We start from the raw sequence: 15,049 nt of genomic DNA on the forward strand, positions 1-15,049 counted from the left end.
ATCAGCCCTTCGTCGTCTTGGCGCGCTCGACGGCTTCGAGGATCAGTTCGCCGGCTTCCTTGGAGTCGCCCCAGCCGAAGATTTTCACCCACTTGCCGGGCTCCAGATCCTTGTAGTGCTCGAAGAAGTGCTCGATCTGCTTCAGCGTGATCTCGGGAAGATCGGTGTAGTCCTTCACCTTCTCGTAGCGCAGCGTCAGCTTCGGCGACGGCACGGCGATGATCTTCTCGTCCTTGCCGGAATTGTCTTCCATCTTCAGGACGCCGATCGGGCGGACATTGATGACGCAGCCGGGAACCAGCGGGCGGGTGCTGGCGATCAGCACATCGATCGGGTCGCCGTCTTCCGACAGTGTGTGCGGCACGAAACCATAATTGCCGGGATAGGTCATCGGCGTATAGAGGAAACGATCGACCACCAGCGTGCCGGCTTCCTTGTCCATCTCATACTTGATGGGATGACCGCCGACCGGAACCTCGACGATAACGTTGACGTCCTCAGGTGGATTATTACCGATGGAAATAGCGTCGATGCGCATAGGAAACTCCCGCGAGGTTGAATTTGTTCGCAGCCAGATAATCAGTTTCATGTGGCAACGCAACATCGCACAGCGCCAATGCTTGACTGCAGCGGCGCACATTCACATCAAAAACTTCCGGTAGGAGATAGGCGAAGGCCGACTCTAGCGCCGTGCGTCTTTTCAGACACGCTAGGGATCGATCAGCTCCAGATGAAGCCGATCTTCTTCAATTGCCTGTGGTCGAAACTTTCCATGCCTTCGCAGAAATCGACACCGCCGTGATGGCGGTAGAAGCGGCTGGCAGTCTCGTTTTCCTCGAGGCACCAGACCACCAGCCCGTTGCAGCCCAGCGACTTTAACAGCCGGCGCGCCTCGCCGAACAGCATCCTGCCGAGGCCGATGCCCTGATATTCGGGCCGAAGGTAAAGCTCGTAGATTTCGCCTTCCTGCGGTAAAGCGCGGGCGCGGTTCAGGCCAAGCGTCGCATAGCCGGCGACGGTGCCGGCAACATCGAGAACCAGCAGCGTTGCCGGCCCGCGCGTCGCCTTGCGCCACCAGCTTTCGCCGCGCCGCTCGATCATCTGCGTCAGCGCACGATGCGGAATGATACCCGCATAGGTATGCTGCCAGGCGAGCCTGTGTGTTTCCGATATAGCGCGGGCATCATGCGGCTCGGCCCGCCGGACATCGATCGACAACGTCTTCATAACGTTTACTCTGGTCCCGCCAGAGGCAATTAACCATATGCGATACCGCATTCCGGTCCATTGCCCACAGACTTAACATGTGGACGATGGTCAAAAGTTAACGCTTTTTTAACGATTGTCACAAGATGGAATCGACGCGGCGCACAACAAAAACCCCGGCGCGAGGGCCGGGGTTTTAAGGACTTCTCTAAACTGCGCCAGGCTCTCAGAGGGCCGCCTTCGACTTTTCGAAACGCTTGCGATCGTTTGCGTCGAGATACATCTTGCGCAGACGAATATTCTTCGGCGTCACTTCCATCAGCTCGTCGTCCTGGATCCAGGAGAGTGCGCGATCAAGCGTCATGCGGATCGGCGGCGTCAGCTTCACCGCTTCGTCCTTGCCGGCGGCGCGGATGTTGGTGAGCTGCTTGCCCTTCAGGACGTTGACTTCAAGGTCGTTGTCGCGCGAATGGATGCCGATGATCATGCCGGCATAGACCTTTTCGCCCGGCTCGATGATCATCGGGCCGCGATCTTCCAGGTTGAACATCGCATAGGCGACGGCTTCGCCGGGAGCGTTGGCGAGCAGCACGCCGTTGACGCGGCCACCGATCACACCCTTGTAGGGCTGGTAGTCGTGGAACAGGCGGTTCATGATCGCCGTGCCGCGCGTATCCGTCAGCAGCTCCGACTGGTAGCCGATCAGGCCGCGGGTCGGTGCGTAGAAACGCAGGCGGAGACGGTTGCCGCCCGACGGACGCAACTCGACCATTTCGGCCTTGCGCTCGGACATCTTCTGCACGACGACGCCGGAATGTTCTTCGTCGACGTCGATGACGACCTCTTCGACCGGCTCCAGAAGCTGGCCGCTTTCATCCTTGTGCATCACGACACGCGGACGCGACACGGCAAGCTCGAAGCCTTCGCGACGCATGGTTTCGATGAGGACGGCGAGCTGAAGTTCGCCGCGGCCGGACACGTAGAACGAATCCTTGCCTTCGGCTTCTTCGATCTTCAGGGCGACGTTGCCCTCTGCTTCCTTGAAGAGGCGGTCGCGGATGACGCGGCTCGTGACCTTGTCGCCTTCGGTGCCCGCCAGCGGGCTATCGTTGACGATGAAGGACATGGTGACGGTCGGCGGATCGATCGGCTGCGCCGGCAGCGGTGCTGTGATCGAAGGATCGCAGAAGGTGTCGGCGACCGTGCCCTTGGAAAGGCCGGCGATCGCAATGATGTCACCTTGATGCGCTTCTTCGATCGGCTGGCGTTCGATGCCGCGGAAGGCGAGGATCTTGGAAATGCGGCCGGTTTCAATCGTCTTGCCGTCGGCGTGGAGAACCTTCACCGCCTGGTTCGGCTTTATGGAACCGGAATTGATGCGGCCGGTGATGATGCGACCGAGGAAGGGGTTGGCTTCGAGGATCGTGCCGATCATCGTAAACGGACCTTCGTGGACGGTCGGCTCCGGAACATGCTTGAGCACCAGGTCGAGAAGCGGGGTAAGACCCTGATCCTTCGGACCTTCTGGATTGACGTTCATCCAGCCGTCGCGGCCCGAACCGTAGAGGATCGGAAAGTCGAGCTGCTCGTCGGTCGCGTCGAGGTTTGCAAAGAGGTCGAAGACTTCGTTGATGACTTCTTCGTGGCGACCGTCCGGACGGTCGATCTTGTTGATCGCGACGATCGGGCGAAGGCCAACCTTCAGCGCCTTGCCGACGACGAATTTCGTCTGCGGCATCGGGCCTTCCGAGGCATCAACGAGAACGATCGCGCCATCCACCATCGAGAGAATGCGCTCGACTTCACCGCCGAAGTCGGCGTGGCCGGGGGTGTCGACGATGTTGATGCGGACACCCTTCCATTCCACCGAGGTCGCCTTGGCGAGAATGGTGATGCCGCGTTCTTTTTCGAGATCGTTCGAGTCCATCACGCGTTCAGCGACACGCTGATTTTCGCGGAACGAGCCGGACTGCTTGAGAAGCTCATCCACCAGGGTCGTTTTGCCATGGTCAACGTGCGCGATGATCGCGATATTGCGAAGTGCCATATGTGAAATCTCTGAGGCTGGGGCGCACGCTCTAGAGGACGCGCCTATTAGTTTGGGGCGTCCATACAGTTTTTTTTGCGTTTGCGAAAGGGGGGAACGCGCAAAAGCTGCGGCAAGGCTTTCGCCCCGCCGCATCACAGCGTGTCATCAAATTGTCTTAGGCGTCGCTGCCTGTCAATTCCTCGAAGGTCGAAAGTCCTTTTTTGACGAGCATCGCATCCGGGCTCGGCAGCTTGCCGCGGAAGGCCTTATAGGCGTCCTCCGGATCGATCGAGCCGCCGATGGAATAGATATTCTCCTTAAGCTTGCGCGCCATCTCGCCATTGAAGGCGTCGCCCGTCTCCTCGAAGGCGGCGAAGGCGTCGGCGTCGAGCACCTCCGACCACATGTAGGAGTAATAGCCGGCCGAATACCCGCCGGAGAAGATGTGCTGGAAGTGCGGCGTCGCGTGGCGCATGACGATAGACTTCGGCATGCCGATCTCGGCCAGCACCTCCGCCTGCACCGCCATCGGGTCCTCGACGGTCGTTCTCGTGTGAAACGCCATATCGACCAACGCCGACGAGGTGAATTCCACGGTATTGAAACCGGCATTGAAGGTTCGCGCGGCCAGCACCTTGTCGAGCAAGGCCTGCGGCATCGGCTCGGCGGTCTCGAAATGCACGGCGTAGCGCTTCAGGATAGCGGGCACCGTCAGCCAGTGCTCATAAAGCTGCGACGGCAGCTCGACGAAATCGCGCGAAACACTGGTGCCGGAAACGGAAGGGTAGGTAACATTCGACAGCATGCCGTGCAGCGCGTGGCCGAATTCGTGGAACAGTGTGCGCGCGTCGTCGAGCGACAACAGCGCCGGCTTGCCTTCCGCCGGCTTGGCGAAGTTGCAGACATTATAGATGATTGGCAATTCGCCGTGGCGGCCGTTCTTCAGCTCAAGCCGGTGCTGCGATTGCAATGAGCTCATCCAGGCGCCGGAACGTTTCGAGCTGCGGGCGAAATAATCGCCGAGGAACAGGGCGACCAGCCGGTCCTCGCGGTCCCTGATTTCGAACACCCTGACGTCAGGATGATAGGCGGCCACACCCTTCTTCTCGACGGCGCGGATGCCGAACAGCCGCCCGGCCACATCGAAGCAGGCCTCGATGATCTTCTCGAGCTGCAGATAGGGCTTGAGTTCGGCCTCGGAGAAATCGAACTTTTGCGTCCGGATCTTTTCGGCATAGTGGCGCCAGTCCCAGGGCATCACCTCATGGTTCCGGCCCTCGTCTGATATCAGCGCCGCGATATCGGCCTCCTCCTCGCCGGCGCGTTTCACCGCCCGCGCCCAGACGGCTTTGAGCAGGCCGTTCACCGCCTCCGCCGTCTTCGCCATCGTGTTGTCGAGCTTCAGCTCGGCGAAATTGCCGTAGCCGAGCAGCGTCGCTACCTGATGGCGCAGCGCCAGCGTTTCCTTGATGACGGCGCGGTTGTCCGTCTCCCCGTCATTTTCGCCGCGCGCCACCCACGCCTTGAAAGCCTGCTCGCGCAGATCGCGGCGCTCCGAAAAGGTGAGGAACGGCTCGATGATCGAGCGTGACAGCGTCACCGCATATTTGCCCTCTTCGCCGCGTTCGCGCGCGGCCGCCGCCATCGCGTCGCGAAGGAATTCCGGCAGCCCGGCGAGCTCGGCGCCGTCGGAAAGCAGCAGTGCCCAGGCCTTCTCGTCGGCCAGCACGTTCTGGCCGAATTGCGTCCCGAGGCCGGCAAGCTTTTCGTTGATCGCGGCGAGCTTCTCCTGCTCGGCCTTGTCAAGCTTGGCGCCCGACTTGACGAAGCCTTTCCAATGGCGTTCCAGCACGCGCGTCTGTTCGAGCGTCAGGCCAAGGCTCTCGCGTCTCTCCCAGAGCGTATCGATGCGGGCAAAAAGCGCAGCATTCATCCCGATCTTGGAATAGTGGCGCGACATTTTCGGCGAGATCTCCCGCTCCAGCGCCTGGATCACATCATTGGTATGGGCGCCCGCCTTGTTCCAGAACAGCGCCGAAACGCGCGACAGTGCGTCGCCGGCAATCTCCAGCGCCACGACTGTATTGTCGAATGTCGGCGCATCGCCGTTTCCGGCGATCTCGTCGATCTCCCTTTCATGCGCAGCAAGGGCGGCTTCGAAGGCGGCGGCAAAGTCGCCGTCATCAACGGCATCGAAGCGCGGCAGGCCGTGAAGACCGTCCCAGCTTACCAGCGCCGGATTGAAATCATGTGGAGAAGGCATTGGAAAATTCCTTTTTGGCATGCAGGTGGATCGTCAATATAGGAGAGCAACCATGGAATTGGTATGTTGGCGGGGAAGACCTTTTGCCTCGTCCACCAAATCTGGCGAACGCCTGCCAAATCCGGTGGACAAAAGTTGACGCGTGACAATTAACCAATCGTTAACGATTGACGCGAATCACGCGCAAGCGCTAGTTTTCAGGTGTTCTTCTTGTAAGGGGACATGCGCCATGGAAATTTTTTCTGTGCGGTCTTCTCAGAGTTTGCTATTTAACAACAATCCTAATAACGCAAAAAGTTCGAAGACCTCTGATATTCAAATCGAGACCAAAGCTCCGGCCCCGGCCTCGTTCCAGATCGAAGACAATGTTGACGAAGGGCCTGATTTTACCGCGGTCAGCCCTGGAGAGCTGCGCAATTACGCGCGCCAGAGTTTCGACAGCGGCCTGATCGATCAGAACACCTATGCCGCGATCTCCGAGCCGCTGCCGATGCATGCGATCGATCCGCATGGCAACGTCATCGACCTCTCCAGCGTCACCGACGGCACCAGCTTCAATTTCCTCGATTATTACAAGAACCAGCTCCAGGTCGCCATGTCGATCGGTGACCCCGACGAGGTCCAGACACTGAAATCGATCGTCAACTTCCTGGACGGCTGATCAGAACAGGATGCGCCCTCTTCTGATCAAGCCTTGCGCCAGCCGAGCAGGCCGGGTGTGGCATGCCAGAGCGCCTGGGCGGCAAACCCCATGAAGAGTACGCCGGAGCAGCGCACGATCAGCCGCTCATGGGCGCGGTAGAAGCGGCGGACCGCGCCCGCGCCGATGACGCCGATCAGGATGATATCGGCAGTGACGAAACCGACGAACGACACGCCGAGAAGCACCGGCAACGCCTCGAAATCGAGCGCGCCGGCCGAGCCCGCGACCAGCGCCGTGAAGGTCGCGAGCGCCACCGGATAACCCTTCGGATTGGTGACGCCGAAAATCAGGCCGCGACGAAACGGCCGCTCGACCACGACAAGCGCCTGCCCTTCGGCTTTCGGCTTGGCATTGACGGCACTCCAGCCGATCCAGGCGAGATAGAAACCGCAGGCAAGGCCGAGCAGATCGAAGACGAAGGTTCCGATCGTCTTCGCGCCGACGATCGCGATCAGCGCTAGCGACGACCAGATGATATCTCCGACCAGATGCCCCATCATGAAGAAGGCGCCGGCCTTGCGGCCCTGCCCGGCGCCGATGCCGAGCAGTTGCAGGAAGGCGGGGCCTGGAATGAGCACATAGAAGAGCGCCGCCAGAAAGGCGCCGAAGAGCAAGGACTGCGTCATGGAAATGCTCCGGAGGATGATGACGGCAGACTAAGCGATCACAGCCATCCGTCAAGGGTGGTGCACCGCCATGAAAAATGGATCAGGTAGCAAAGGCGACCAGAGGCAGACTTCGCGGCTGCGGACCCACCCAACACTCTCTGCGAGCTTCGGCTACCGCTTAACCGGCGGTTGAAGCGGAAGTTATGGGCTGACGGCAGAGGGGCTTGATCGGGGCCATTCTTCTGGGCCGGCAAACCACGCCCACTGGCACCAGAATTGAACCCGCCGCTTGGGAGGCTGGACGATCAAAAGACGAAAACCTAAAAGAGATTAAGCCCAAACCCCGCCTCTTGAAGGACGAGAAAAAATGAAACGCATCGAGATGGAAGTGAGCGGCGGCTGCCAGTGCGGTGCCGTGCGCTACCACGCAACCGCTATGCTGGACAATTCACAGCTCTGCCATTGCCGCATGTGCCAGAAAGCCTCGGGCAACATCTTTGCCGCGCTCGTCGCCGCGCCTGACGATGCGCTCAACTGGACACGCAGCAAGCCGAGCATCTGGAAGAGCTCGGAGCTCGTCGAGCGCGGCTTCTGCGCCAATTGCGGCACGCCATTGTTCTTCCATCACCTCGAAAACGGTCGCACCAACCTTATGATCGGTTCGCTTGACGATCCGCACGCCTTCTCGCCGCTGGCCAATACCTGCACAGAGAACATGGTGACATGGTTCGATACGATCACGGGCATCGAAAATACCGGTGCGACCGAAAACAACGGCGCCGACTGGGCCGCGGCGATCAGGGAGAGCAACAACCAGCATCCCGATCACGATACCACCTCATGGGCGGTGAGGAGGCGTGATGGCTGAGTCCGATCCGGCGGTTGCCAGTGCCGCGATGTCCGTTGCCGCTATTCCGAAAAGCCGAGAATGCAGCAGGGTGCCGCAAGATGAGTGGCAATGTCCGCTGTCGGCGCAATCCGACCATCCAGAACATTCCAAGGGTGTTGGTGGCGCCTTGCTACCTCACTCCACGAAAAAGCCCGCGCGACAAGGCCGGCGGGCTCGTATCCGGCTCGAAAATGAACCTCGATCACTTCATGAGATTGCGCTTGCCGAGCGTGCGCAGGCGCAGCGCATTGAGCTTGATGAAACCGGCCGCATCCTTCTGGTCGTAGGCACCCTGATCGTCCTCGAACGTGACAAGCTTGTCGGAATAGAGCGACTTCGGGCTCTCGCGGCCGATGACCATGACATTGCCCTTGTAGAGCTTCAGCGTCACTTCGCCTTCGACATGCTCCTGGCTCTTGTCGATCAGCGCCTGCAGCATTTCGCGCTCCGGCGAGAACCAGAAGCCGTAATAGATCAGCTCGGCGTAGCGCGGCATGATCTCGTCCTTGAGATGGGCAGCACCCCGGTCGAGCGTGATCGATTCGATGGCGCGATGCGCCGAGAGCAGGATCGTGCCACCTGGCGTTTCGTAGACGCCGCGCGACTTCATGCCGACGAAGCGGTTCTCGACGAGGTCGAGACGGCCGATGCCGTTGTCGCGGCCGTAATTGTTGAGCGTCGCGAGCAGCGTTGCCGGCGACATCTCGACACCGTTGATCGAGACCGCATCGCCCTTGCGGAATCCGACCTTGATGGTGGTCGCCTTGTCGGGCGCAGCCTCAGGCGAGATCGTGCGCATATGCACATATTCCGGCGCCTCCTGGGCGGGGTCCTCGAGAACCTTGCCCTCGGAAGAGGAATGCAGAAGGTTGGCGTCGACGGAGAACGGCGCTTCGCCCTTCTTGTCCTTGGCAACCGGGATCTGATGCTGTTCGGCAAAGGCCAGCAGGTCGGTGCGGCTCTTGAAGGCCCAGTCGCGCCACGGCGCGATGATCTTGATGTCGGGGTTCAGGGCATAGGCGGACAGTTCGAAACGAACCTGGTCGTTGCCCTTGCCGGTGGCGCCGTGGGCGATCGCATCCGCGCCCGTCTTGCGGGCGATGTCGATCAGATGCTTGGAAATCAAAGGACGGGCGATCGAGGTGCCGAGCAGATAGACGCCCTCATAGACGGCATTGGCGCGGAACATCGGGAAGACGAAATCGCGCACGAATTCCTCGCGCACGTCCTCGATGTAGATCTCCTTGATGCCGAGCATCTCGGCCTTCTTGCGCGCCGGCTCCAGCTCTTCGCCCTGGCCGAGATCGGCGGTGAAGGTGACGACTTCGGCGCCGAGTTCCGTCTGCAGCCACTTCAGGATGATCGAGGTGTCGAGGCCGCCGGAATAGGCGAGCACGACTTTCTTCACGTCTTTGTATGATGCCATGATGATGAGGTCCGTTGCATAATAGGCCGGCGAAAACCCGGTGTCGCGGCACTTTTAGCGAGATTGGCGCGTGACGCAAGGCCAAGTGCGACAGCGACCGTGCCGATACCGTTTGACAGCGCGAAAGCGGAGCCCATATTCGCCAGCGTCCGCAAATGCTCGAGGAGAGGCTGCCCCGTGACGAATATTCAAGACATTTTCAAGAAGTCCAATGTTGCCGTCATCACCGGCGGCGCTTCCGGCATCGGCCTTGCCGCGGCGAAATATTTCGCCGCACGCGGCATGAGCGTCGCCATCGCCGATCTCGGCGGCGACCGGCTGGCCGCGGCCGCCGACGAACTCAAGGCCATTGCCGGCGAGGAAAATGTGATGGCGGTCGAGACCGACGTCGCCGTCAAGGAATCCCTGGAAGCGCTCGAACGCGCCGTGCTCCAGCGTTTCGGCCGTGTGCACGTGCTGATGAACAATGCCGGCATCGGCCCGGAAACCTCAATCTTCAGCCCGCAGGCGAACTGGGACCATATCTTCGCCGTCAACCTGATGGGCGTGATCAACGGTACGCGCACCTTCGGCCCGAAGATGCTGTCGCATGGCGAGCCCGGCCTCATCATCAACACCGGCTCCAAGCAGGGCATCACCACGCCGCCCGGCAACCCCGCCTACAATATCTCCAAGGCGGGTGTGAAGGTCTTCACCGAAGCCTTGCAGCATGAGCTTCGCAATACCGAAGGCGGAAAGATCTCCGCCCATCTTCTGATCCCCGGCTTCGTCTTCACCGGCCTCACCAAGGGCGACCGCGCGGAAAAACCGGCCGCCGCCTGGACACCAGAGCAGACGGTCGATTTCATGGTCGAAAGCCTCGAACGCGGTGATTTCTATATTCTCTGCCCCGACAATGACGTGGCGCGTCCGGTCGACGAACGCCGGATGGCCTGGGCCGCCGGCGACATCATCGAGAACCGTCCGCCGCTGTCGCGCTGGCACAAGGACTACGCCGACAAATTCAAAGCCTTCCTCGAACAGAAGTGATCGGCGCCATCATCAGGTTTGATTGGTAATTTTCCGAAAGCCGGGTAAGAGATCGTCAGGTCTTTCCCGGCTTTCAGAGAGTGCCATGGATTTCCTGCCCAGCCTACCGACCCTTCTCGCCTTTGCCGCCGCGACGCTGCTGCTCGCGGCGACCCCAGGCCCCGACATGACGCTGTCGATCAGCCGTGCGCTCGCCCAGGGCAAGAAGGCAGCCCTCTTCGTCGTCGTCGGCACCAGCCTCGGCATCGTCGTCCACACCATGCTGGTCGCTTTCGGCATTTCGGCGCTGATCACCGCCTCGCCGACCGCTTTCCTGATCCTGAAGACCGGCGGCGCCGCCTATCTGTTCTGGCTGGCGGTGCAGGCGATCCGCTTCGGCTCCAAGCTTACGGTCGCCAAGGTCGAGGAGCAGAAGGGCACGGCACTTTCCAACATCTCGTCGGGCTTCTGGGTCAATCTCCTGAACCCCAAGGTCATCATCTTCTTCATGACCTTCCTGCCGCAATTCGTCAGCGCCGGCGATCCGGCCGTCACGCACAAGCTGCTTTTCCTCGGGCTTTGCTTCATCCTGATCGGCATGCCGGTCAATGCCAGCGTGGTCTTTGCCGCCGACTGGCTGGCCTCATGGCTGCAGAGCAACAAGAAAGTGCTGCGTGGCATGGACTATACCTTCGCGGGCGTCTTCTCGATCTTCGCCGCGAAGATCCTGCTCACCCAGGCGAAATAATCAGCGGTCGGGTACCGAACCGCCGCTGTCGCCTCAGCCGATCAGCAGCGCATCGTCATCCAACGTCTGGCCGCGCATCTTGCGGAACATGGCGATCAGGTCCTCGACCTGCAGGTTCTTCCTGTTGTCGCCCGCGACATCGAGAACGATCTCGCCGCCATGCAGCATGATCGTGCGGTGGCCGTAATCCAGCGCCTGGCGCATGGAATGCGTCACCATCATCGTCGTCAGCTTGCGTTCGGCGACGATCTTCTGCGTGAGGTTCATCACGAACTCAGCCATGCCGGGGTCGAGTGCCGCCGTATGTTCGTCGAGCAGCAGCACTTCCGATCCCGCAAGCGTCGCCATGACGAGCGAAACGGCCTGCCGTTGGCCACCGGAGAGAAGATCCATGCGGTCCTTCAGCCGGTTCTCCAGCCCAAGATTGAGCTCGGCGATCCGTTCCTTGAAATAGTCGCGCCTGTTTCCGCCGAGCGCCGATGCCAGCCCGCGCTTCTCGCCGCGCCGGGCAGCCAGAGCAAGGTTCTCCTCGATCGACAATGCGCCGCAGCTTCCCGTCAGCGGATCCTGGAAGACACGCGCCACAAGGCCGGCGCGCGCCGCCGTCGACTTGCGCGTCACGTCGCTCTTGCCGATCAGCACCTGCCCTTCGCTCGGAATGACGTCGCCGGCGAGCACGCCGAGCAGCGTCGATTTGCCGGCGCCGTTCGAACCGATGACGGTGACGAAGGAGCCTTGCTCGATGGTCAGGCTGACGCCGTTCAGCGCCTGTTTCTGCAGCGGCGTGCCGCGTCCGAAAACGACTTTGATGTCCTTGACGCTGATCACGATGCGGTACCTCCGCGAAGACGGGGAAGGATGAGCGCCACGGTCACCAGCACGGCGGTCACGAAATTGAGGTCGGACGCCTGCAGACCGATGACGTCACTGGAAAGCGCCAGCTGGATCGCGATGCGATAGAGGATCGAACCGAGCACGCAGCCGACGAGCGCGATCAGCAACCCGCGCCGCCCAAGCAGCGTCTCGCCGATGATGACCGCGGCAAGCCCGACGACGATCGTGCCGACGCCCGAGGTGACGTCGGCAAAGCCGTTCGTCTGGGCAAACAGCGCGCCGCCGAGCGCCACCAGCGCATTGGAGATCGCCATGCCGAGATAGATCTGTCGGCTGGTATCGACGCCCTGGGCGCGGGCCATCCGCGCATTGGCGCCGGTCGCCCGCATGGCAAGCCCGGCATCGCTTTCCAGGAAACGCCAGACCAGGATAAGAGCGACGACGACCAAAACCCCGACAAAGAGCGGCCGCACGTAGAAATCGCGAAGGCCATGGCCGAAGAACGGGCTGATCATCGTATCGGCATTGATGAGCGCGACATTGGGTTTGCCCATCACCCTCAGATTGACGGAAAACAGCGCGATCATCGTCAGGATCGAGGCCAGCAGGTTGAGGATCTTGAAGCGCACATTGAGCAGCGCCGTCACCATGCCCGCCGCGGCCCCGGCCGCCATGGCGATCAGCGCCGCAAGCCAGGCATTGACGCCGGCAATGATCAGCACGGCCGTGACCGCCGCGCCAAGCGGAAAGGAGCCATCGACCGTCAGGTCGGGAAAGTCGAGAACGCGAAAGGCGAGATAGACGCCGAGAGCGACGAAAGAATAGACCAGGCCGAGCTCGACGGCCCCCCAGAATGCGATTTGGCTCAAGGCTTTCAGCCCCTTTTGATTTCTGTTTCGCCCGTCGCGAAACCGCAGCTTTTAATACGAAGAGCCGCCCCCGTGCAAACAGGAGCGGCTGTATCCAACTAAACGTTGAAGGGACGGCCGATTATTCAATGACCTTGTTGGCGCGGGAAAGCACGCTCTCAGGCAGGGTGACGCCCATCTTCTGAGCCGCGGCCTTGTTGACGACGAGATCACTGCCGGCAGCCGTCTTGACGGCGATATCGCCAGGGTTTTCGCCCTTCAGCACGCGCACGACGATCTCGCCGGTCTGCTTGCCGACATCGTAATAGTTGAAGCCGAGAGCAGCGATCGAGCCGCGCGAAACCGAATCCGTATCGGCGGTGAAGAGCGGCAGCTTACTCTCTTCGGCCACCGCGACGGCGCCTTCTAGCGCGGAGATGATAGTGTTGTCGGTCGGAATATAGATCGCATCGGCGCGGCCGACGAGGGCGCGCGCCGCACCCTGAACCTCGGCCGACTTGGTGGCGGCTGATTCCACCACCTTCAGGCCGGCCTTTTCGGCCTCGGCCTGCAGGACGGCGAGCAGCGAAACGGAATTCGCCTCGCCGGAATTGTAGAGATAGCCGATGGTTTTCACATCAGGCAGGATTTCCTTGATCAGCGCCAGATGCTCGGCGACCGGCGACATGTCGGAAAGACCGGTGACATTGCCGCCGGGCTTGTCCATGTTCTTGACGAGTTGGGCGCCAAGCGGATCGGAGACAGCCGTGAAGACGACGGGAATGTCACGCGTCGAAGAGACGACCGCCTGGGCCGAGGGCGTCGAAATCGGAACGATGACATTGGGCTCGTCGCCGGCAAACTGGCGGGCGATCTGGGCTGCCGTCGCCGGATTGCCCTGCGCCGATTCGAACACGAATTTCAGGTTCTCGCCCTCTTTATAGCCCGCGGCCGTCAGCGCATCGAGAACGCCCTTGCGCGCTGCATCCAGCGCCGGATGTTCGACGATCGCCGTCACGGCGACGGTCACGTCATCAGCCTTTGCGGGCAGGGAAAGCGCCAAACTGGCGGCGAGAGCGAGCAGAACCGAACGCATGGGTATCCTCCTGAATGATTTTGGCGGCACTATTAGGAAAAGCGCATGCTTAAATCAATGCAGGAGAATTGTAGCGAGGATCAAACTTGCTGATCAGTCGTCGGCGCCGTGGTTGGCGATCATCATCGCTTCGAAGGCTAGGCGTTCGGTCTTGCGCATGCGTTCGGATTCCGATTTCAGCTGGCCGCAGGCGGCAAGAATGTCGCGGCCGCGCGGCGTGCGGATCGGCGAAGCATAACCTGCCGAGTTGATGAAATCGGCGAATTTCTCGATCTGCTCCCAGTCCGAACACTGGTAATTGGTGCCGGGCCAGGGATTGAACGGGATGAGGTTGATCTTTGCCGGCACGCCTTTCAAGAGCTTGATCAGCCCCTTGGCGTCTTCCAGGCTATCGTTGACGTCCTTCAGCATCACATATTCGAAGGTGATGCGCCGTGCGTTCGAAAGACCGGGATAGGCCCGGCAGGCTTCGATCAGTTCCTTCAGCGGGTACTTCTTGTTGATCGGCACCAGAATGTCGCGCAGGTCGTCGCGCACCGCATGCAGCGAGATTGCCAGCATGACGCCAATTTCTTCGCCGGTGCGGAAGATCTCCGGCACGACGCCGGAGGTGGACAAGGTCACGCGGCGCCTGGACAGCGACAGGCCGTCGCCATCCGTGGCGATCAGCAATGCCTGCTTGACGGCATCGAAGTTATAGAGCGGCTCGCCCATGCCCATCATGACGATGTTGCTGACCTTGCGGCCCTCGGCAGGCATGATCGTACCCTGCGGCGCTTCACGATCCGGGAAGTCTCCAAGCCGGTCGCGGGCAAGCAGCAGCTGGGAAAGAATTTCCTCCGCCGTCAGGTTGCGCACCAGACGCTGCGTGCCGGTATGACAGAAGGAACAGGTGAGCGTGCAGCCGACCTGGCTGGAGATACAGAGCGTGCCGCGGCCCTCTTCCGGAATGTAGACGGCCTCGATCTCGACGGGACGTCCGGCGCCGCGGGCGGGAAAGCGCAGCAGCCATTTGCGCGTGCCGTCGTTGGAGACCTGCTCCTCGACGATCTCGGGACGTGCGATGGTGAAATGCTGCTTCAGCATCTCGCGCATGTCCTTGGCGACATTGGTCATATGGTCGAAATCGGAGACGCCGCGCACATAGATCCAGTTCCAGAGCTGCGAGACGCGCATCTTGATCTGCTTCTCGGCCACCCCTTTTTCCCGCAGTGCCGCCGCCATCTCTTCGCGCGACAGCCCGATCAAGGACGGCTTCTCGAGGCTGGCGGAGGTGCGCGCCTGCGGCTTGGTCACATCTATCGCATCCATGACGGACATAGGCATTCATCCCGAATTCGAACACGTAACCGCCCCGCAAGCCCTGCGAACTTCAGGGCAAAGCCGGAAGA

Annotated in this window: 14 protein-coding genes; 4 read left to right on the top strand and 10 right to left on the bottom strand. The window is 60.9% G+C overall.

What is annotated here, in order from left to right; translation table 11 throughout:
• Position 1: 1 nt before the first annotated feature.
• The 4 genes from ppa to EEQ99_RS25990 all read right to left on the bottom strand — a co-directional run bounded on the left by ppa (position 2) and on the right by EEQ99_RS25990 (position 5,498).
• A complete protein-coding gene (ppa, locus tag EEQ99_RS25975) occupies positions 2 to 538 on the bottom strand; it encodes an inorganic diphosphatase (protein WP_028757793.1) in 537 nt (178 codons plus the stop codon).
• A 182-nt stretch (positions 539 to 720) separates the two neighbouring features.
• Positions 721 to 1,227 (bottom strand): GNAT family N-acetyltransferase, encoded by a 507-nt coding sequence (locus EEQ99_RS25980; RefSeq protein ID WP_127431301.1) that lies wholly within the window; start codon positions 1,225 to 1,227, stop codon positions 721 to 723.
• A 205-nt stretch (positions 1,228 to 1,432) separates the two neighbouring features.
• The gene (gene typA / locus EEQ99_RS25985; RefSeq protein WP_018243938.1) at positions 1,433 to 3,253 is read right to left on the bottom strand and encodes a translational GTPase TypA; all 1,821 of its coding nucleotides are present in this window, start codon (positions 3,251 to 3,253) and stop codon (positions 1,433 to 1,435) included.
• Positions 3,254 to 3,410: 157 nt separating this feature from the next.
• Positions 3,411 to 5,498 carry a M3 family metallopeptidase gene (locus EEQ99_RS25990; RefSeq protein WP_127431302.1) on the bottom strand — a complete coding sequence of 696 codons (2,088 nt, stop codon included), beginning with the start codon at positions 5,496 to 5,498 and terminating at the stop codon, positions 3,411 to 3,413.
• A gap of 229 nt (positions 5,499 to 5,727) precedes the next feature.
• Here EEQ99_RS25990 and EEQ99_RS25995 point away from each other — a divergent pair, with 229 nt between their 5' ends.
• Positions 5,728 to 6,159 carry a hypothetical protein gene (locus EEQ99_RS25995; RefSeq protein ID WP_127431303.1) on the top strand — a complete coding sequence of 144 codons (432 nt, stop codon included), beginning with the start codon at positions 5,728 to 5,730 and terminating at the stop codon, positions 6,157 to 6,159.
• A gap of 26 nt (positions 6,160 to 6,185) precedes the next feature.
• Here EEQ99_RS25995 and EEQ99_RS26000 read toward each other — a convergent pair whose 3' ends face one another.
• A complete protein-coding gene (locus EEQ99_RS26000) occupies positions 6,186 to 6,827 on the bottom strand; it encodes a LysE family translocator (RefSeq protein WP_028757797.1) in 642 nt (213 codons plus the stop codon).
• 349 nt (positions 6,828 to 7,176) lie between these two features.
• Here EEQ99_RS26000 and EEQ99_RS26005 point away from each other — a divergent pair, with 349 nt between their 5' ends.
• Positions 7,177 to 7,677 (top strand): GFA family protein, encoded by a 501-nt coding sequence (locus EEQ99_RS26005; RefSeq protein WP_127431304.1) that lies wholly within the window; start codon positions 7,177 to 7,179, stop codon positions 7,675 to 7,677.
• 223 nt (positions 7,678 to 7,900) lie between these two features.
• Here EEQ99_RS26005 and EEQ99_RS26010 read toward each other — a convergent pair whose 3' ends face one another.
• Positions 7,901 to 9,124: an argininosuccinate synthase gene (locus EEQ99_RS26010; protein ID WP_127431305.1), complete on the bottom strand. Its 1,224-nt coding sequence runs from the start codon at positions 9,122 to 9,124 to the stop codon at positions 7,901 to 7,903.
• Between the two features lie 177 nt (positions 9,125 to 9,301).
• Between EEQ99_RS26010 and EEQ99_RS26015 the strand changes: the two genes are divergently transcribed.
• Positions 9,302 to 10,153: an SDR family NAD(P)-dependent oxidoreductase gene (locus tag EEQ99_RS26015; protein ID WP_127431306.1), complete on the top strand. Its 852-nt coding sequence runs from the start codon at positions 9,302 to 9,304 to the stop codon at positions 10,151 to 10,153.
• 85 nt (positions 10,154 to 10,238) lie between these two features.
• Positions 10,239 to 10,880, top strand: a complete 642-nt coding sequence (locus tag EEQ99_RS26020; protein ID WP_028756603.1) for a LysE family translocator — start codon at positions 10,239 to 10,241, stop codon at positions 10,878 to 10,880.
• Between the two features lie 33 nt (positions 10,881 to 10,913).
• Here EEQ99_RS26020 and EEQ99_RS26025 read toward each other — a convergent pair whose 3' ends face one another.
• From EEQ99_RS26025 to rlmN, 4 genes are all read right to left on the bottom strand, one after another.
• Complete coding sequence (locus EEQ99_RS26025; protein ID WP_028756602.1) at positions 10,914 to 11,708, bottom strand: ABC transporter ATP-binding protein; 795 nt, start codon at positions 11,706 to 11,708, stop codon at positions 10,914 to 10,916.
• Positions 11,705 to 12,583: an ABC transporter permease gene (locus EEQ99_RS26030; RefSeq protein ID WP_127431307.1), complete on the bottom strand. Its 879-nt coding sequence runs from the start codon at positions 12,581 to 12,583 to the stop codon at positions 11,705 to 11,707. The genes EEQ99_RS26025 and EEQ99_RS26030 overlap by 4 nt, the downstream gene beginning before the upstream one ends.
• A gap of 121 nt (positions 12,584 to 12,704) precedes the next feature.
• Complete coding sequence (locus tag EEQ99_RS26035; RefSeq protein WP_028756600.1) at positions 12,705 to 13,658, bottom strand: ABC transporter substrate-binding protein; 954 nt, start codon at positions 13,656 to 13,658, stop codon at positions 12,705 to 12,707.
• A 93-nt stretch (positions 13,659 to 13,751) separates the two neighbouring features.
• The gene (gene rlmN / locus EEQ99_RS26040) at positions 13,752 to 14,978 is read right to left on the bottom strand and encodes a dual-specificity RNA methyltransferase RlmN (RefSeq protein ID WP_097543589.1); all 1,227 of its coding nucleotides are present in this window, start codon (positions 14,976 to 14,978) and stop codon (positions 13,752 to 13,754) included.
• Positions 14,979 to 15,049: the final 71 nt, after the last annotated feature.

The sequence above is a fragment of the Rhizobium anhuiense genome, assembly GCF_003985145.1.
Lineage (GTDB): Bacteria > Pseudomonadota > Alphaproteobacteria > Rhizobiales > Rhizobiaceae > Rhizobium > Rhizobium anhuiense.

Bases quoted from the DNA above. Each gene is read 5' to 3' on its own strand.
- EEQ99_RS26020 (WP_028756603.1), top strand. From the start codon at position 10,239: ATGGATTTCCTGCCCAGCCTACCGACCCTTCTCGCCTTTGCCGCCGCG.
- EEQ99_RS26005 (WP_127431304.1), top strand. From the start codon at position 7,177: ATGAAACGCATCGAGATGGAAGTGAGCGGCGGCTGCCAGTGCGGTGCC.
- EEQ99_RS25995 (WP_127431303.1), top strand. From the start codon at position 5,728: ATGGAAATTTTTTCTGTGCGGTCTTCTCAGAGTTTGCTATTTAACAAC.
- typA (WP_018243938.1), bottom strand. From the start codon at position 3,253: ATGGCACTTCGCAATATCGCGATCATCGCGCACGTTGACCATGGCAAA.
- EEQ99_RS26000 (WP_028757797.1), bottom strand. From the start codon at position 6,827: ATGACGCAGTCCTTGCTCTTCGGCGCCTTTCTGGCGGCGCTCTTCTAT.
- rlmN (WP_097543589.1), bottom strand. From the start codon at position 14,978: ATGTCCGTCATGGATGCGATAGATGTGACCAAGCCGCAGGCGCGCACC.
- EEQ99_RS25990 (WP_127431302.1), bottom strand. From the start codon at position 5,498: ATGCCTTCTCCACATGATTTCAATCCGGCGCTGGTAAGCTGGGACGGT.
- EEQ99_RS25980 (WP_127431301.1), bottom strand. From the start codon at position 1,227: ATGAAGACGTTGTCGATCGATGTCCGGCGGGCCGAGCCGCATGATGCC.
- EEQ99_RS26035 (WP_028756600.1), bottom strand. From the start codon at position 13,658: ATGCGTTCGGTTCTGCTCGCTCTCGCCGCCAGTTTGGCGCTTTCCCTG.
- EEQ99_RS26010 (WP_127431305.1), bottom strand. From the start codon at position 9,124: ATGGCATCATACAAAGACGTGAAGAAAGTCGTGCTCGCCTATTCCGGC.
- ppa (WP_028757793.1), bottom strand. From the start codon at position 538: ATGCGCATCGACGCTATTTCCATCGGTAATAATCCACCTGAGGACGTC.